The 18,531-nt window shown below is 39.4% G+C and carries 15 protein-coding genes and 1 pseudogene; all 16 read right to left on the bottom strand.

All coding sequences use genetic code 11. The annotated features are described in order from the left end of the window. Window positions 1–4: 4 nt before the first annotated feature. On the bottom strand, window positions 5–1,093 hold the full coding sequence (gmd, locus tag ABGT88_RS07565; RefSeq protein WP_258327237.1) for a GDP-mannose 4,6-dehydratase: 1,089 nt from the start codon (window positions 1,091–1,093) through the stop codon (window positions 5–7). 147 nt (window positions 1,094–1,240) lie between these two features. Next, window positions 1,241–2,002: a WecB/TagA/CpsF family glycosyltransferase gene (locus ABGT88_RS07560; protein ID WP_346701320.1), complete on the bottom strand. Its 762-nt coding sequence runs from the start codon at window positions 2,000–2,002 to the stop codon at window positions 1,241–1,243. Window positions 2,003–2,191: 189 nt separating this feature from the next. Continuing rightward, window positions 2,192–3,355, bottom strand: a complete 1,164-nt coding sequence (locus ABGT88_RS07555) for a glycosyltransferase family 4 protein (protein WP_346701318.1) — start codon at window positions 3,353–3,355, stop codon at window positions 2,192–2,194. Window position 3,356: 1 nt separating this feature from the next. Next, window positions 3,357–4,529: a glycosyltransferase gene (locus ABGT88_RS07550; RefSeq protein ID WP_346701316.1), complete on the bottom strand. Its 1,173-nt coding sequence runs from the start codon at window positions 4,527–4,529 to the stop codon at window positions 3,357–3,359. Further along, on the bottom strand, window positions 4,526–5,455 hold the full coding sequence (locus ABGT88_RS07545) for a glycosyltransferase family A protein (RefSeq protein ID WP_346701314.1): 930 nt from the start codon (window positions 5,453–5,455) through the stop codon (window positions 4,526–4,528). Before ABGT88_RS07545 ends, ABGT88_RS07550 begins: the two co-directional genes overlap by 4 nt. Further along, window positions 5,452–6,243 (bottom strand): annotated as a pseudogene (locus ABGT88_RS07540) (DUF6625 family protein); the annotation flags it as partial. The gene ABGT88_RS07545 and the pseudogene ABGT88_RS07540, both read right to left, overlap by 4 nt. 186 nt (window positions 6,244–6,429) lie before the next feature. Next, complete coding sequence (locus ABGT88_RS07535) at window positions 6,430–7,815, bottom strand: transposase (RefSeq protein ID WP_346699889.1); 1,386 nt, start codon at window positions 7,813–7,815, stop codon at window positions 6,430–6,432. Between the two features lie 289 nt (window positions 7,816–8,104). After that, window positions 8,105–9,403, bottom strand: coding sequence for an O-antigen ligase family protein (locus ABGT88_RS07530; RefSeq protein ID WP_346701312.1), 1,299 nt, complete (start codon window positions 9,401–9,403; stop codon window positions 8,105–8,107). Next, a complete protein-coding gene (locus ABGT88_RS07525) occupies window positions 9,404–10,492 on the bottom strand; it encodes a glycosyltransferase family 4 protein (protein ID WP_346702842.1) in 1,089 nt (362 codons plus the stop codon). Between the two features lie 33 nt (window positions 10,493–10,525). Further along, entirely contained in the window at window positions 10,526–11,647 is a 1,122-nt protein-coding gene (locus tag ABGT88_RS07520) for a hypothetical protein (RefSeq protein WP_346701310.1), read from the bottom strand. Further along, on the bottom strand, window positions 11,647–12,366 hold the full coding sequence (locus tag ABGT88_RS07515) for a PIG-L deacetylase family protein (RefSeq protein WP_346701308.1): 720 nt from the start codon (window positions 12,364–12,366) through the stop codon (window positions 11,647–11,649). The genes ABGT88_RS07520 and ABGT88_RS07515 overlap by 1 nt, the downstream gene beginning before the upstream one ends. Beyond that, window positions 12,363–13,592: a glycosyltransferase gene (locus tag ABGT88_RS07510; RefSeq protein WP_346701306.1), complete on the bottom strand. Its 1,230-nt coding sequence runs from the start codon at window positions 13,590–13,592 to the stop codon at window positions 12,363–12,365. Before ABGT88_RS07510 ends, ABGT88_RS07515 begins: the two co-directional genes overlap by 4 nt. A gap of 32 nt (window positions 13,593–13,624) precedes the next feature. Continuing rightward, window positions 13,625–14,773, bottom strand: a complete 1,149-nt coding sequence (wecB, locus tag ABGT88_RS07505) for a non-hydrolyzing UDP-N-acetylglucosamine 2-epimerase (RefSeq protein ID WP_258327250.1) — start codon at window positions 14,771–14,773, stop codon at window positions 13,625–13,627. A gap of 39 nt (window positions 14,774–14,812) precedes the next feature. Continuing rightward, window positions 14,813–16,051, bottom strand: a complete 1,239-nt coding sequence (locus tag ABGT88_RS07500; protein ID WP_346701304.1) for a polysaccharide pyruvyl transferase family protein — start codon at window positions 16,049–16,051, stop codon at window positions 14,813–14,815. Next, entirely contained in the window at window positions 16,048–16,974 is a 927-nt protein-coding gene (locus ABGT88_RS07495) for a nitroreductase family protein (RefSeq protein WP_346701302.1), read from the bottom strand. The genes ABGT88_RS07500 and ABGT88_RS07495 overlap by 4 nt, the downstream gene beginning before the upstream one ends. Further along, window positions 16,971–18,512, bottom strand: coding sequence for a sugar transporter (locus ABGT88_RS07490; RefSeq protein WP_346701300.1), 1,542 nt, complete (start codon window positions 18,510–18,512; stop codon window positions 16,971–16,973). The genes ABGT88_RS07495 and ABGT88_RS07490 overlap by 4 nt, the downstream gene beginning before the upstream one ends. Window positions 18,513–18,531 lie beyond the last annotated feature (19 nt).

Genomic DNA, 18,531 nt, shown 5'->3' with positions numbered 1-18,531 from the left:
TCTCCTATTTAACAATACCTTTTTCCAAATATTCGGCCAGGTTCATGCGAATCTCGTCGCCGGCACGCTCGACAGCCACCTTGGCCATATCGGCATCGACCATAATCTTCACGAGCTCTTCGAACGAAGTCTTCATCGGGTCCCAACCCAACTCGCGCTTGGCCTTCGAGGGATCGCCCCACAGGTTCACCACGTCGGTCGGGCGATAGAAATCGGGCGAAACTTCTACGAGCACACGGCCGGTAGCCCGGTCGATGCCCTTCTCGTTCTCTCCCTCGCCTACGAAATCGAGCTCGATGCCCACGTGGTGGAAAGCCAACTGGCAGAACTCACGAACGGAGTGCTGCACACCGGTAGCAATCACAAAATCTTCGGGCTTGTCGTTTTGCAGAATGAGCCACATGCACTCGACATAATCCTTGGCATAACCCCAGTCGCGCAACGACGAGAGATTACCCAGGTAGAGCTTGTCCTGTTTACCCTGAGCAATACGAGCGGCAGCCAGCGTAATCTTACGGGTTACGAAGGTCTCGCCACGACGCTCCGACTCGTGATTGAAGAGGATACCCGAGCAGCAGAACATGTTGTAAGCCTCGCGATACTCCTTCACAATCCAGTATCCATACAGCTTGGCTACGGCATACGGGCTATACGGGTGGAACGGAGTCTGCTCGTTCTGAGGCACCTGCTCTACCTTGCCATACAACTCGGAAGTCGAAGCCTGATAGATGCGACAGGTCTCGGCCAATCCGCATTGGCGAACGGCCTCCAGAATACGCAATACGCCTGTAGCGTCGACATCGGCCGTGAACTCGGGAGCATCAAACGACACCTGTACATGGCTCTGGGCGGCCAGATTGTAAATCTCGTCGGGGCGCACTTTGCCTACGACCTGAATCAGACTCATCGAGTCGCCCAAGTCGGCATAATGCAGGTGGAAATGCGGACGGCCCTCCAGGTGGGCGATACGCTCACGATAATCGACCGACGAGCGACGAATGGTTCCGTGCACGTCATAACCCTTTTCCAGCAGGAACTCTGCCAAGAACGATCCGTCTTGACCGGTAATACCGGTAATCAATGCTGTTTTCATCTTGTATGCTTATGTTTGATTGTTTTCTTTTATTATAAAACTCTGTTATCTGAACTATATTCGTCGATTACACGACTGCAAAATTATCTAAATTCGAGAGAATTGTCAACCTCAATCGGGCTCTATTTACGACCAACGACGAGGATTCTATTCGACCTTGCCCGGCAACTTCTTGCGCCGGCGTTTGCGATTCCACTCCTGAACGAGCAACTTGGGCAACGACTCGATAATCAGCCAGCAACGACGCAACTGCTTCTTGGGCTCGCAATAGATGCGATGCAGGAACTCGAGGTGGGCCCGCACCATCCAATAGGGCGCCCGGTTCACATCGGTACCGCTGTAAAATTTAAAAGCAGCTCCCACGGCAATCATCACCCCACTCTTCAGGTAAGGCTTCAACTTACTCATAAAAATCTCTTGCTTGGGAGCCCCCAGTGCTATCCAGATAATCTCGGCACGATCTTTCTCCAGCATCTGGGCAATGGCCGGATAGTCAAAATCGTCGACCGCCTTGTAGGGCAACGAGTAGAACCACATGTCGTTGATGCGCGGGTCAATCTCTGTCAAATGACGTTTCAGCCCGTCCAGCGTCTGCTGTGTAGTACCCAGAAAGGCCATGCGATAGCGCCGCTGATGAATGATATCCATAAAAATCTCGCTACCGCAGTATTGCTTGCGCTCGATACCATAGATCCATCGCAAATACAACGGCACATAACCGCTGTCGCAAATCGAGAACATCGACCCGTCTACCACCTGACAATAAGCCGGGTCGCGATTTACCGTGGCCAGAATCACACCGTCGGATACACAAATATACCCCGGCTTCTTCATTAACAACGCCTCGTCGATAGCCCGAAAAACTGCATGCTTGTCGAACTCGTACCTGATGTTGAAATACTTCTCCATAAAAAATGATGTGTAAAGTTACCGTCGAGACTCCCCTAATCCCGACTACAAAACAATCTCGTCTCTTTTGGATGAAATCGAGTGAACAGATATTCGCTCCACTCGATATTCAAGTGAATTATACCTTATTTCTTAAAAATATCTATTTAATTACCAATAGAATATCTCAACCTATGGATCTTGTAAAAACTAATGTTTTCTCACTAATTCTTGAAACAAACTATCCCACTTCTTATAAATTACCTCCGATGAGTATTCACATTGTAACTTTTCGAAAGCCATCTGCCCCAATCGTGCAATCTCATCTGTATTATTCCACAACGAAACGATTTGCCGTTCCAAATCGTCGAGATTATTGGGCTCGAACAATTTACCAATAGCCAAATCGCCCCGACCGATAATCTCGGTAAATCCCCCATGAGCTGGTCCGATTGTAGGCTTACCATAGCAGGCAGCCTCGAGAATCGACATCGGGAAACCTTCGTACCACTTACTGGCCATTACAAAAAAAGCTGCTTCTTGATAGAATTGCGACAACGCATCGCCCGATAAATATCCAACAAGTTCGCAATTAGCTGGAATTTGCTCCACCAACTCTTTATCACGAACCTCTCCCGCCAACTTGAACGAAATATTGGGATTTCGACGAGCAACCTCGAGAATCAAATCAACCCCCTTCTCTCGACTTATACGACCACAAAAGGCTACATACTTTCCAACACCCGGTCGATACGATTGAGGAATCGGTAAAAAATTAGGAATCACCCGTATCTTCTGTGCATCATATCCGGCAGCAATCAACTTCTGCCGCTGAAAATCGGTAATACAAGCAAAGGCATCGACATTCTTTCGATACGCCCCCGTCCAGCGAGCATAGACATTGCGAAGAGTATATCCCAGCGACTTCAAGCGACTATGTTCGCAGTTATATCGCACACAGCTCCACTCATTCCCCCGCTCCAAGCAAGTCTCACAAGGCATACCATCGCGCATGAACAAGCCCGTAGGACAAATCAATCGAAAGTTGTGAACCGTCATTACCACCGGTACACCAGCCTTTTTACACTCAAAAAGAGCCGCCGGACTAATAAAGGGATAGAGATTATGCACATTTACGACATCAGGGCGCTCCCGGCGCAAAGCCTCTCGCATCCCCCGCACTCCCAAGGGAGAATAGATACCTGACAGAAAGCCTGCTACCTTACCGACAGCCGACTCTCTCAACCCCTCGGTCGTTCGGCGATAAAACGCCACCTCATGGCCATGGGCCGAGAGCATCGCCGCCATCTTATCGACCACAGCCTCCTCACCGCTATACTTCCCGTAGTTGTTATGTACCAGTAAAATTTTCATTCTATATCGGTCTATAACGTCCTTTCCACAATGACAAAATAATTCTTTCTAATATCGAAATTTTCCGTGATTGGACTTTGTCTACATAACATATAGCATCAAAACAACCTGAGACAAACCTATCTAATCCCCATTTCTGAATGAGTCTTGATGATTGTTTCCCCATCTCTTCTTGTTCTTCTTTTGTGAGACGAGAAAATAGAGCCAAAGCATTTACTAAAGACTCTCGACAATACGGATCAAAGACGAATCCATTTACGCCATTCTGTACCAATGTTTTTGTAGCCCCACATCGAGAACTAACAATCACAGGCAAGCCACAAGCCATAGCTTCATTTATAACAAGGCCCCATGTTTCATCATGACTACTGGCTAATATAAACCCTTGCGCCTTTTTATATACACTTCTCAGTTCTTCTTGGCTCAAGAAAGGAAGAAATTGAACATTAGAAAGAGATTTTTCTAAGCAAATTTGTTTTAATGCATCTTTTTCTGGACCGTCACCAACAATCAAAAGTCTATATTTAGAATTATTCGGCCATTGAGAAAATGCCTCTATCAAAAACTTGAAATTCTTTTTACTTATGGCCCGTCCTACTGATACGAAGTAATTTTCTTTTTCTATAGAAATATCATCACCCTCCCAAAAATTATTATCGACAACATCAACACCATAAAATAATTGTTCTCCCTTAAATTGCCAATATAGTCCCGTCTCCGTCCAATCTTCAGAAGGATATAACATAGCATCTACACACTTATAAATACACTGCTTTATAAATGTTGTCATTTTGCCTCGAGGAACATCCTCAATTTTAGCATCATCAAAAATAACGACCTTCTTCTTATGCCGTTTTGCCCATGCTGTAGCTAAAGCTCCAGAAGGAAAAGCAATTGCTCCTGCTATGACGACATCAGGACTCAAACTATTCAAAATACTGTCTACCGCATGCTTGATTTTTCTATCTTCCAATTCTTCCATCTTTCGATCTGGGAATAGAATATGCCAATTCTTATTTTCATTATTTTTCTGAGCAAAAGCATAGGGACTCCCTACACCAGCAATTTCAACTACGGACAAAAAGATTTGCTTACTTTCTAAGAAACAAAATAATGCCCTTAACCTAGCAGGCCAGTAAATACGGAAATCTGTATGAATAAAAACAACTTTCATTGAGTATTGGAATATCTAAAAATTTTCTTTGAAAAAGAAATAGGAAGAAATATTAAAACGAAAAAGAATAGAATTTTAATATTTATATCATATTTCATAGAAATAAAACACTCTTTTAAAGCTAATCGTCTATGACCCTTTTCTATAAAAATTCGGGTTCTCATTTTATGCCACAAAGCTAAATATGAGTTCAAGCTTCTCACTGTATGATTCTCTGCATAAATATTAAGAAGTTCTTTCCCTACAATATCTTCAACCTCTGGCATTCGTTGCCTTTGATCCTTGTTGAATAAAACTTCATCTCGAATAAATACCGCCAAAGGAGTTCTTGAGTAAGCGATCTTTCCTTTTACAGCCAATTTTGCCCAAGTCAACAAGTCCTCACCCGATTTAATTCCTACCGGGAATCCTCCAATCCCTTGTATTGCCTGCTTTTTTACCATAACAGCAGATGTCCATAAAGGAGGATGCGAGCAACTGGCCACCTTAAAATAATTAGAGAGAATGCCATCTTCCCTCGTAAATGGTAACTTTCGAATAATCGTCGGGGTTACTTTTCCTTCCGTATCACGAAATTCATAATTACAAGCAAAGACATTGCAATCGGGATATTTTTGAGAAAGATGATATTGAGTAGCTAAATACTCCGGCATCCACACATCATCAGCATCCAAGAAAGCTATCAAATCACCCTTTGCCGCCTCAATACCCCGATTTCGTGCAGCCGATACACCTGCATTCTTTTGATGAATCAATCGAATTCGTGAATCACTGAATTTCTCTACCTCTGCAACACTTCCATCGGTAGAACCGTCATCAACAATTACAATCTCAAAATCTTGAAAAGTCTGATTCAGTACAGATTGTAACGTATGAGCAATTTGTTTCTCTTTGTTGTATAAAGGAATAACTACGGATATTTTCATCGTAATTGTTTAATTGCAACTTTTAAAATTTTCTTTAAATCTCCTCGTTGAAATAGTTTTATAGCAGTTGTACTTTTTTTCTTCATAGATTGATATATTTGTCTTATATAATTCAAGTTAACAAATAATTGACAAAATAACAATGGATTCTTTTCTTCCTTATAAAATCCCCATTTATTCACATAAAATCTATCAGGAATAGTAGACCACGAAGGAATAACAAAAAATGCAGACTGCTTTGCCACAACATAATGAAAGAATATATAACTATTCCCTTCAGCGAAAACATGCCCTCGATCCCATACAACTAAATTAGGCCTACATTCATATGCCACATTCATAAACAATGCTGAAAAAGAAGTATTATTCAATCGTTTTACGGCATCGCTAAATGACTCATAATCTACACCTTTCACCCGCAAAATTTCATCAAATGCGAAATGCCGTTCATCCTGAAATATTTGTTTCCAGCCTCTCGCCTGTTGATATAACAATCTCATAGAATCTATATTCCTCATGATAGTTAATGCTCCCGAAATATAATCTTTTGTTACAGTTAATAAATCATATTGCATTTTTAACGATTCTGAGAAAATAGAATTTATATCTCCAAAAATCAAATCGATATCACACCATCCAACAAAATTATATTCCTTAACATAATCCTCAAAAATATGAGGCCATGCTGGTTTTATATCACATAGTTTATATCCATTCGCTATATCAATCCTTATACTACACTTTCGGGTAGCTAAATCATTAAAACACTCCTTATCAAAAGGAATATTCTTTACATTAGGGACAGTCGTTTAATTCCGTCATTATGAGTCAATCGGCAGACTGTCCCGGTAATTTTTCCGATCGAACTCATCTTTTTATATTTTCGGCTCCGTTTCGGAGCCCCTTTTTTCATTTTTGGACCCAACTGGAGCCAATACTCCAGTGAAAGGGCCGTTTCTCACTCACCTCGAACATCAGGCAGCCTGGGCAATTTCGTTGACTTCCCGCCGGACGAGCTGTACTGCATTCGCCGTGTGGATGCCAAAGAAGATGTACAGGATTTCGGTCAACTTCGTCCTTGCCTTGATGCGTTTCAGGCCATAGTGTTCCTTCTGCGTTCCGAACGAGCCTTCCATCCTCGTTGCCCTCACCCTCGCCAGCTCGTTGCGGATGATGTCGTTCTCTTTCTTTTCCAAGGACGGACGGCCACGCTTGACGAATGACGTCTGTATTCCTCTATCCTTGCAGTACCCCCTGTTGGCGCTGCCGGCATAGCCTGCATCTCCTCCGACCTTCTTCGCCTCCACACCGAAGAGCTTTCGGTGCATCTTCAGGCAGTGCGTAAGCCTGGTTCCCTCGTTGAAGGCATTGAATGACAGCTTCTCGATGAATGAGAGTCCGTCAACCTGGATGTTGTTGCACTTCGCACCGAACTCTACGCTCTTCACTTCCTTGCCTCTCACGATTGGCCTCACATACGGCTTGCTGATGCTCACTATCCTGTCCTTGACACTCTCGCGAGGATTGTTGTTCTCGAAGTGGGCCTTCTGCTGGCGGTACACTCTTGTGATGATTTCAATATCGCTCTTCTGTCTGGCTGTCAGCAATTTCTCCGCGCCTGCATTCTCCCTCTCCAGTGTGCGGGTCTCCTTCAGTATCTTCCCCAAAAGGTTGAGCAGGCGTCTGGTCAGTTTCCTGGTCTGGACTTTCGTATGCCTGCGCCGCTTCCTGTACGACAGGTTGGCCTTCTCTACGTCTACGTACTTCGTCCTCGGACGGTGCACATTCAGCTTGGCACTCAGAGTGCACATTATCTCATATGACTTCTCTATTCCTTCCCACAGAAGCTTCGCATCCGTAGGATAGCGCATCTCGCTCTCGTAACAGGTCGCATCCGTATACATCGTATCCAGGTCCTTCATGTACGGTTCCCAGGCTCTTGCCAGTATCTCCTGCTGCTGTTGGATCTTCAGCCCGCGGGCCAGCTCCGAAAACACGTCGTCCAGAAGTTTGTAGTTCGTCAGAGGATGCATCGGGTCTATTCTCACATCGCAGAAGAGCTGATAGTGGACGTTGCCGTTAAGATGCTCCATCAACCTCGGGCTGCTCAGACCTGTGTACATCTTCAGGAACATCAGCGCAACCTTGCCCTCCGGGGTGAAGTATGTTTTTCGCCCTTTCTTCGCTCTCATGCTCTTGCTTATCAGTCCAAAGTTCTCTGCCATCTCACCAAGCGGCAGCCTCTTCCTGATTTTTCCCAGCTCGCTAGTCTCGAACGTCCGCCTATACAATTCATAAAAATCGAACTCCGTGAAAGGAAGATCGGGTGATATTCCAGAGAAATTTTGTACCTTAGCCATGCAGATTAATTTTTGCGATACCTCCAAATTTGGCTTTTCTAGGGCAATTGGAGGTATTCTTTTTATCTTTAGCTAAGATACAAATTTTATATTACATTGGCAATCAATTCGTTATAAAGTTTTATTCTTTTTACGACAGTCCCTACATTATCTGGTATGTATAAATTGTGCCAATTCCAATCTGTGAAAAAATAGAAATCTATATTTTCCTGATATGCACAACTTTTCAAAAAAAGTTTTATATAATTAGGAATATTCCCAAAATATATAATTATGATGGCTGTATTCTTCATACTCTAATATTAATATTCAATTTATATAAGTCTATAGCCTTTAGGAAAATACCTATAAACATAAACGGAAATACAAAACACTGCTGTGAATAAGTTATCACATTATCAAACGACATAGAAAATAAAACTCCTGCACTACTCCCAATAGCCATTGCTCCTGATATTAATATAAAATCATCTTTATATTTATACCATCCGCAATAAAAAACCTTACATATCAGAAATATAAAATAAAGGACAAATAATGATACTCCTATTATTCCCATATCGCACAACATTTGGACCCAATCACTATGTATCAGATGAACTGTAAAATTTTCCTTAGTATAAGAAACTGATTCCCCTAAGCCTGACCCTATCAAAGGACTAGGATCATAAAATCTCTCAAGATTTGTTTCCCAAATAAATTCTCGTCCATTTGATTGTATATTGTCTATATTTAATGTCGTATTATCATTAGAAGCATCTACAAACATTTTTTCTCGAACTTCCGGAATAAAAAACAAAACAAAAAAAATGGATACAATAATTAATAATATATATGGAACTGATTTCCATTTATAAATAATAAATAAAAAGAAGACAGATGCTAAGCAAATTCCACCTATCCCTGTACGAACAACTTCTAATACGCTTGATAATAATAGTATTAAAGCCGAAAATATATAGATTTTTTTCTTTGTCATTACATATAGAGATAATGGAATCACAATTAAAGATGAAAAAAAGTCAGCTAGTGAGGCATAAGCGATAAATAAAGCTCCTGTTCTATACAATAACAAGCCATATAGAAAAGAATATAATTTAGCAGCAAATCCACCTATTAAAAAAGCATATATAATTAAAACTACATTTGTTTTCTTTAATAAGAAGAAAAAATCTTCCTTGGTATTAACAGCATTATATCCTAACCATAAATACATTAACGGTAAAATATATTTAATTAGAAGCATCACACCTTGATTAATCTCAGAGCTATAAGATATTGAAAAAAGAGCCCACAAAAAGAATAAAATGTAAGAAACAACAATAGCATCAAACTTGAGTCTAAATGAGAACAAAATTTGTAACAATAACATAAATATCCAATATCCATACTTCACTAAGGAAAAAGGTCCTAAAAATACCATGGAAGTTGCAATACTGAACCATAAAAAATGAAGATGCCTATTTAACGAATAGGTCATTCCCTGATACACTGGATTTGATACAATTCTCAGATTTCGACTTGTATATATTCTTATTCCATAGAAAAACAATATAATCCCGGCTAATAAGTTGATAATAACAGACATTTATTTTCTTATTTTTGTATACAAATGCAAAAAGAGTGTCTTATATCGTTCGAAGCTATATTGCCCCACATACGCCATAGCCGCCTCTGAATAGTGCTGCAAAAGGGTTATATCACCCTCCAACGAACCTATTTTATCGGCCATATCGTCGATAGATTCAGGAGCATGCAGCAACCCCACTTCTCGATCGCGCACAACTTCGGGAAGGCCACCTGTACGAGAGGCCACCACTACACACCCGTTGGCCATCGCTTCGATAGCGGTAAGTCCGAAGCCTTCACTACGCGAAGGCATCAGCACAATATCCATACGACTATACCAATCAGACAGTCTCTCCTGAGGCTGTCTACCAACCCATTCAATCCCATCTGCACAACCCAATTCTTGAGCCTGCTGCCGCATTCGTGCGCGTAATGAGCCATCGCCTACTACAATCAAGCGAGTATCGGGATATTTTGCTCTTACCCGCGCCAAAGCCGGAACCACTAAATCCATACCCTTAATCTCTTCCAACCGACTGACAACCCCTAAAGTCACAGGCCGGCTAAAACAACGAGGCTCCCGCCGAATCGAAAATCCAGCAGGGAGAGCATTGTAAATCGTAAAGTGATTACGCCGTTTCAATGGAGTATCCTCACTATATAGCTGCGAAGAACCGAAAAACGATTGCTCGGCCAGCTCGGTAATGCAAGTAAACGCTCTCACACAATGTCGCTGAATGAAATGAACCAACCGCAGATTGGGATATATATCGGCCGCCGTATGGGCCGTAGCAATAATTTGCCGAAAGCCCAACAACCGCAACAACAAGACAGGAATAGCCCCAGGCGCCATATATTGCACATGAGCCACATCGGGCTTATATTGTTTCAATACTTTCCACAGACCCTTATAAAGGAACAAGATTCCTCGCCAACCACTAATCCGAGTCCCCGTCGAACTAAGGCAGACCACCTCACTACCCGACCGACGAAATCGAGAGACCATATCCTCACTATATTCAAAATAACATACAGTCACCACCCGATGACCTCCAGCCACAAGTGCCTGAACGAGATTCAACGTCTGTATCTCCGTTCCACCTGTCATCAAGCATGGTATGCAAACAAGGATTGTCATATTCTATGAATGCAGCTTTTGTCTAAATTTACATTTATAATAACACAATACAGGATTTAGATCCTTAAAATTGATATTGATAAAACATTTCGTTCTCAAAAAGTCTCTTATCCATGTCCATAATGAGATAGTACCATCCTTTACATAAAGAAAATCCAAAGAATAATTCATCATATATACTTCGTGGACTTTATTTTTATCAATTTCCATATCCGGAGTTAAATATAGGGCATGCAAATTTGCACCAGCTACTGTTGCAGCATATGCCAATCCCTCATTCCGAAAATTCACCTCCATAAAATAATTTTTATTGTCTTTATGTAAAAATTCCACACTAAAAGGGCCATAATAATTAGACCGTTCCAGGAAATGAGAAACGCCATGTACATCAATATCCAATTCCTGTATAGGTTTGAACAATCCATAAGCACCTGCTCCAACTAACCATGGATAATGACGAATCTTCCTCACAGCACCAGCGATATAAACTTCCTTCTCTGTTCTCACTCCTATGCAATCAAGTTCATACTCTTTATCAATAAACTCCTGCACAATAAAATCAGAGCAATGACTTTCCTCGGCTAAAGCATTTTGAACATCATTTTGGTTTTGGCAAATATGAATATCTCCTTTTTCTCCTTTTGTACTATTAAGAGGTTTTAAAAGAATCGGATACTTCACATAAAGGTCATCAAAACAATCAGAGCGATGGAAATTTATAGACTTAGGGACTGTCAATCCACATTCTTCAGCCAATTTACACTGTGCATCTTTATTAAACAACCCTCCTATATGTTTTCCCCGTGCGGGAGTCTTATAATAAGGCGATAATTCAGACTCTTGACTGTCTACAAACACCGCAGCTTCATCAAAACTGCAAATTATATATTGTATCCATTTGTTATCTCTCAATTGTTGCAATATGGACAAACACTCTTCTATTTTTTGAATATGATAGATCTTACTTTTCTTGAGATATTTACTTTTCGACACAAAACAAATATCCTCATCACATTTAAGAATCAAAATTTGGTCAATATGAGCTTCACCGAGGCTACGAACAACACTTAATGTATTATTTGTAGAATCACCTATAATAATAGCTCGCCGTCTAATTTCTTTCATTATTTTATTCTAAAATAAAGTTCCTTTCTCCATCGATTTGCCCAAACAAAGACAGAAGGTAAGACTCCTGACCAAGGATTGCCACAAGGAGCTTTCGGCTTTATGTAGGCATCGATTGCTTCATTCTTACGAGAGAGCTCCTCTTCAGTCATCGTTAAGACAAATGCCTTTTTTCTATCGATATTCCAAACATTGTAGTACCAAAACCAAACGCAATATTCATAGAGAAGAACATCCGCCATCTCACCTACTAATTTTTGAACAATTCGTCCTGCTTCCAAATGATCGCTCCACCCCTCACCTTTATGAGGCACAAAAATCACCTTTGGCTGCAACGTTTCAATCAACTTTTTCAGACGGTCTGTTTCTGAGCAATCAAAAACGATACTACCATCTGGATAATCCAGGAAATGAAGATTCTCTAACGGTAGACCTAATATCTTAGCGGCTTTTCGAGACAGATTACGACGCGACTCTATCAAAGTTGATTCATCAATTCTGCAACAACCCGCATGACTCTTGCCACCTCCCGATAGAATAACTACGTCTACCCGCTTACCTTCACTTAACAATCGTTGTATCAATCCCGAGCACCCCAGCACCTCATCATCGGGGTGCGGTGCTACAATCAATACGCTATTCGGCATTACCAATTTTGAAGAATCTTGGAATAATACACGAAAAAGTAAGACTCTTATTCGACGAATAAAATCTTTCACGACAGTAGTTCTTTATAAAGGTCTACAACTCTTTGTGATGAAAAGTTTTGATATAATAGATTTGTATCATACTCTTCAAAAAGTTTTCTCTGCTCCCAACTCTGATAAAGTTTCAATAACCCCGACTTGATAGACGTATACTTTTCGTTATTAACCGCAATACCACCACCATATTGAGATAGCATGTCTTTTGCAAAACCTTCTTGAGGAGAAACAGCTAAAATTGGTCTGTTTAGTTGTGCATAATCGGTAAATTTACTAGGGAAAAATATACCCTTGTTCATCTTAGCTTCCAACAAGACAAGCACATGATAAGACTGCATTTTTTCCAATGCTTCCAAATAAGGGAATCCTCCAATAAATGAAACATAACCATTTAATGAGTATTTCTCAATCAATTGTTGAGTATAATCATTTATATGCCCCATAATATCCAGTTTTATCAATGCATATCCTTCATCTATCAATTCCCGAATAGCTTTAAACAGCAACTCTGGATTTCGCTCCGAAGATAAATTGCCCGAGTGACACATATATAATTTATCATCGTTAGGAGAATTTTTCATTCCATGTAATAAACTATCGGGCATTGCTATATGTGGTATTACAGCATTCCTTTTATTCTTCAAAAATGGATAATACTCCTGAAAGTGATTCAATAACCAATTAGAGGGGAATGTATTGATTGTTGCATGAGACAGACAAAGCTTATTATATCTATCCAAAACACGATATACTCTCTCCGAAAAATGATGAGTATATGGTTCTGGCCAAATTGTAGAAGCAGGATCATTCCAGTTAGCCACCCATTTCACCCCTGTCTTTTTTGCAAACTTGTATCCCACAATATGAGGTATATCATTGGGAGATCTTGTAATTATCACATCGTAGTGGTTCTTTTTATGTAACTCTAATGCTTTTTGATATGCCCTTCTAGCCCAACGAATGCCATTAATGGGGAATCCACACATGACCATGCTCGATGTAAGCAAATCATACATTCTACTCAATTTTCCACCTAAAGGATAAGAAATTTCGTATGTATGTTCCTTCAATGCTAACCAAGGAACTTGCCACTCTGTACTATATGTAGGCCCTTCATCTTTCTTAGAAATAACATCTATACTCCATCCGGCCTCTTGCAATGCGTAAACAAGCTTACCATTACATAAGTTTTCTGAAAATGTATATGGTAGATAGCCAGTTGCTATAAATAAAACTTTCATCTATGTAAGATTTATATTATAACCTATAGTAATCACTTTATCAGTTGCTCTACGATTCTTTCACATGCCTTACCGTCTCCATAAGGATTCACAGCTTCACTCATAGTTTGATAGTATTGAGCATCCTCTATCAATTGTGAAACCTCTTTCACTATCTTATCATAGTCTGTTCCAACCAGTTTAACAGTCCCTGCCTCTAAAGCTTCTGGACGTTCTGTCGTATCGCGCATAACCAATACTGGCTTTCCCAATCCCGGAGCCTCTTCTTGAATACCTCCGCTATCGGTCAAAACAATTGCCGATTTTTCCATTAAATATACAAACGACAAATATTCAAGAGGCTCAATAAAAAACATATTCTCATACTGTTTTCCATCAAATGCTTCATGAATAGGTTTTCGCACATTGGGATTCAGGTGCATCGGATAAACAAAATCTACATTAGGATAGGTTTCTACCAATGTCTTTATGGCTCGACAAATTTGGGTAAATCCATCCCCGAAATTCTCACGACGATGCCCCGTAATCAAAACCATCTTCTTGCCTTGCGATAAACGGACTACATCATATCCGTTTTGCAAAAGCTCATTATTTAATGTTCGATCCAACTCATCGTCGTTTTTTATTCTATCCACAACCCAATAAAGAGCATCAATGACCGTATTCCCCGTCACAAATATATGATTCTCATCTACCCCTTCATGTAACAGATTTTCACGACTTAAAGGGGTCGGTGCAAAATGATAAGTAGCAATACGACCTGTCAATTGACGATTAATCTCTTCAGGCCATGGACTATATATGTTGTGCGTGCGCAAACCGGCCTCAACATGTCCAACTGGTATTTGTTGATAGAATGCCGCTAATGCTGCGGCCATAGACGTAGTTGTATCTCCATGAACCAAAACCACATCAGGTTTCACATCCCGTAATACGTCTCTTAACCCGACCAATACCCGAGCAGTCACATCATACAGATCCTGCCCTTGCTTCATAATATTCAAATCATAGTCGGGCTTAATATCAAAAATCTGTAAGACCTGATCTAACATCTCCCTATGCTGACCGGTCACACATACAACTGTCCTAAAATCGTTCGGGTATTGCTGAAATTTTTTTACCAAAGGAGCCATCTTGATGGCTTCCGGGCGTGTTCCAAATACCAATAATATTGTTTTCATTTTTTGCCTAATTAAGGAATTTATTATTCAGTAAAACACCTAATTTAAATATATAACCTTTTTTAGATCTCCCAAAATTTTATCCGATAAAACACGAGCTTTACTAAATAAAGACACTCCAACCTGATCAAGCTCAGATTCAATGTTATCAAGTTTATTCATTAATATTTCACTTGAAAGATTTTTATCAACTACACAATAAAAAGAAACCGAAAACTGCTTCATAAACTCCTCGGTTTTAGGATGATAAGCTATACCAATAAGAGGAGTTCCAGTAGCAAGAGCAAAAATTGTTGAATGAGTTTTGTGTCCGACAAAAATTTGACATTTCGCAACTTCTCGTAAGTGTTCATCTGTAGGTAAATCTCTATCAATAAAATCACACAGGTTTTTATTATCGATCCTACTTATAATATCCAATATAACAGGCCGATCATCAGGCAAAGAATTTTTCAACTCCATAGGGAAAAATCGAACCAGATACCCCTTATCTATCGCATAATCTGCAAATGATGAAATACACTCTACATATCGTTCTCTATTTTCCTCTTTAAGTTGTGTACTATATATAGCTATTCCTATTCTCTTTTCTCTCGCACTAGGATACTCATACGTCTTAAACAAAGAATTCAAACTCAAAACAGACTCATAAGTATCTTTAATTTTAGAACTTGATATACCTAATTGGAGCAAATATTGTCGAGCAACATCCTCTCTTACATATAAAGATATACACTTTTGCAAAATTTTCTGCGTAAGAATCTGATTTCTTTTATTATAGAAAACAAATGGGCCAAATGATTGAGAAAAACAACTCAAATTTTTTCCCATCGAAAGAATAGCCATCGCATCAAAATTTATAGAAGAGACCAAGTCTCTCGATAGAATTGTCGTAAAATGATGACCTCCAACACTGATGACTACATCTGCTTTTTTTGCGATTCTATAAAATATCGGATTGATTAAGAATGTATTAACTAATCTGGAACATCCATTTAAATAGCATTCCCGCATAAGTGTAAATGTATATTTTTTTAGTCGATTAATCTTATTCCAATACCATCGACATTTATCAATCCTCTCATAATCCCAAGCTGATGGAATAAATTCTATTTCTTGTTCCTTATAATATTCATAGTTATCCCACAATTCCGGAGAAGAAGTGGAAACACTAATGTGAACCGAGTTGTCCAATGATTTTATCATAGAGCACATCGCGAACAAGACAGCTCTGTCACCCTTGTTCCCAGCATACTGATGAATTAATAATATATTCATTCTACATTTTTTCTTATAGGTGTTAAATAACGATATAAAGGATAACCAAGTACGGCACAAAAAACAATAGTACAATCATCAGGAATAGACAATAAACTTTTTAACTGAAGTTCTTCTTGTTTATTTTTTTGAGCCCAAGACAAAACAGTTCCTGATACACCAAATGTTTCTGCTGCTAAAAAGAGATTCTGAGCTCCTAAACTCACATCAATATAAGGTAAATACATCTCACTGGGCCAGACATACCCTCTAACATTTGCAGTAAACGCCCAAAAAGAAGGTATATAATCGCTAAAACCTGTTCCGCCTTTACAACATGCCAAACACTTTTTTGATAAGTCAGGATTATTCGTAACAAATAGTTGTATCGGCTGTTTATTACAACTACTTGCAGCCCAATTTGCGACCTCTTTCAAATGTCTTATCACATCTTCTGAAATTTGTCGCTCCTTAAATACCCGATTAGAACGCCGTTGCTTAATTAATGAAAATAAATTTTCATAACTAATTTGCGATGTTACAGGTTCTCCACAAAATGGTTCAAATGATTTAGGATCTCGCTGAAGCATTTCATACTTTTCCAGCTTCGACTCTGCCCATATATATGTGGCATCTTTACTATATCTTGTTTTAGACAATTTTCCTATTAGTAATTTCAAGTTCTCATATACACTTTTACTATGTCCTGGTTCAGCATCTCTCCTATGCAAGCCCTTGTCTAATATATGTGCATATTTACGCATCAAAAGCACATCTTTTTCAGGACTATCTAGCAAAGATAGATTCATATACTTTTCGGCATCCTCTATAATTGATTTATAATATGATGGAACTATAATAAATCCATTTGCAACCAATTTATAATACTTAAATGGTAGCAATCGTCTTAATATTTTAGCAACAAATGATTTTAATCTTTTCATTTCTTTTTATTTATAAATCTATATAAAAAATTTTTCATTCCCGATGTAAATACAAATAATAAAATCATGCTACTAATCGAATATAACAATACGATTATACCAGCATACAAAATCCAAGAGAGAAAAGAGTGCGATGGATTTATATCAAGTATGGGTAAAAAGAATAACTCAATAGCAATCCATGGAATAAATATCAACATCACATATTTTATCCAAGTTCCCCAATAATAGAATACACTTTCTTTAAACCCACAATGATATAAAAAATAAGGCTTCCAAATTCCAACAATGAGTATTTGACTTACTATTCCACCCATTAGTACTCCTGGTAATCCATATAACTTACCACAAATAATAGCAGTCCCAAGATTTAACACAATCTCTGCAACAGGAGCCCAAACATCACGAAATAGACCATACCCATATAAGAATTGCATTACACCTCCTCGAGTATAACTTATAAATATACTAATCGTTATTAAAACAAGAATTATATGATCTAATATATACTCTTTTCCTAACCATAAAACAATAAACGGGTCTATTAAATGATAGATTGAGAAACAGATCGTTCCAGCAATAAAATAACGTGCACTGAGCAACTCCCAAAACACAGATTTTATTTTAGACTTATTCCCTTCTGCTATTAAATTTCCAATACCAGCCCCAGTACTTTCCAAAAATGTATTCACAAAAACAGCCAACTTATCTGTTATAATTGTATAATTACCATAGAAAGCTACTACTTTTAGATTTACAAATGTATATATCAAAAACGGAGTAGTTTGCCATTGAACTATGCCACTAATTTTTTGCACAAACAACTGCTTGGTGTATTTCATCACCTCCGGATACTTTTTGAACAGTTTCTTGCCCAAGCGGACTTCGCTGTGTAACCAGGGATAAACTTGATTGATTTTCCAGTTGAGTATAAAAGAGTAGATGACACCAAATGTCAACTCTATCACAACCCACAGGTAGTAGCTGCCCGTGTAGTAGGCACTTGCCATTTGGATAAGGGTCTTGATAATCGTTGCCGTTTGGAAATAGGCAGTGACCACGTAGTTCTTCTGATCGGCTCCTAAAAAGGTTTGCTTGTAGTTGGCAAAATAGCCGATTAGCGATGATGCCAAAAAGGAGAAATAGGCAAAGAAGATGATGCCCATCTCGAATTGGGTATTGGGAAATATCAGGGGGAGGAAGCAAGCCAATACAAGACCAGCGCCCAAGATAATAAATCCTATCCAGCGATAGAGATACCCAAAGACAGAAATAATTTCGTTGATTTTTTCTTCATCGTGATCGAATAGAGGCTTATACAACACATATCCAATAGCACTACCAATACCCAATTCGGCCAAGTTTAAAAAGCCAAGTAGATTCTGCAGTGTTCCCGTAAGGCCTACGAAATCGGCACCTAAAGTATCGAGAAATATTTTCCGAGAAAAGAACGATAGGACAAGAGTCAAAAAGTAGAATATGAGATTGACTCTCGCATTCAACAGTGACTTTTTGACCCGCGACTCTTGTTGAGGCATAGACTACTACTCTCTTACA

The sequence above is a fragment of the Barnesiella sp. An22 genome (assembly GCF_963931395.1).
In the GTDB taxonomy this organism is placed as follows: Bacteria; Bacteroidota; Bacteroidia; order Bacteroidales; family Barnesiellaceae; genus Barnesiella; species Barnesiella merdigallinarum.
This window is presented reverse-complemented; position numbering and strand designations above follow the sequence as displayed.

Coding starts and splice junctions, on each gene's coding strand:
- gmd (WP_258327237.1), bottom strand. CDS start 1,093: ATGAAAACAGCATTGATTACCGGTATTACCGGTCAAGACGGATCGTTC.
- ABGT88_RS07560 (WP_346701320.1), bottom strand. CDS start 2,002: ATGGAGAAGTATTTCAACATCAGGTACGAGTTCGACAAGCATGCAGTT.
- ABGT88_RS07555 (WP_346701318.1), bottom strand. CDS start 3,355: ATGAAAATTTTACTGGTACATAACAACTACGGGAAGTATAGCGGTGAG.
- ABGT88_RS07550 (WP_346701316.1), bottom strand. CDS start 4,529: ATGAAAGTTGTTTTTATTCATACAGATTTCCGTATTTACTGGCCTGCT.
- ABGT88_RS07545 (WP_346701314.1), bottom strand. CDS start 5,455: ATGAAAATATCCGTAGTTATTCCTTTATACAACAAAGAGAAACAAATT.
- ABGT88_RS07535 (WP_346699889.1), bottom strand. CDS start 7,815: ATGGCTAAGGTACAAAATTTCTCTGGAATATCACCCGATCTTCCTTTC.
- ABGT88_RS07530 (WP_346701312.1), bottom strand. CDS start 9,403: ATGTCTGTTATTATCAACTTATTAGCCGGGATTATATTGTTTTTCTAT.
- ABGT88_RS07525 (WP_346702842.1), bottom strand. CDS start 10,492: ATGACAGGTGGAACGGAGATACAGACGTTGAATCTCGTTCAGGCACTT.
- ABGT88_RS07520 (WP_346701310.1), bottom strand. CDS start 11,647: ATGAAAGAAATTAGACGGCGAGCTATTATTATAGGTGATTCTACAAAT.
- ABGT88_RS07510 (WP_346701306.1), bottom strand. CDS start 13,592: ATGAAAGTTTTATTTATAGCAACTGGCTATCTACCATATACATTTTCA.
- wecB (WP_258327250.1), bottom strand. CDS start 14,773: ATGAAAACAATATTATTGGTATTTGGAACACGCCCGGAAGCCATCAAG.
- ABGT88_RS07500 (WP_346701304.1), bottom strand. CDS start 16,051: ATGAATATATTATTAATTCATCAGTATGCTGGGAACAAGGGTGACAGA.
- ABGT88_RS07495 (WP_346701302.1), bottom strand. CDS start 16,974: ATGAAAAGATTAAAATCATTTGTTGCTAAAATATTAAGACGATTGCTA.
- ABGT88_RS07490 (WP_346701300.1), bottom strand. CDS start 18,512: ATGCCTCAACAAGAGTCGCGGGTCAAAAAGTCACTGTTGAATGCGAGA.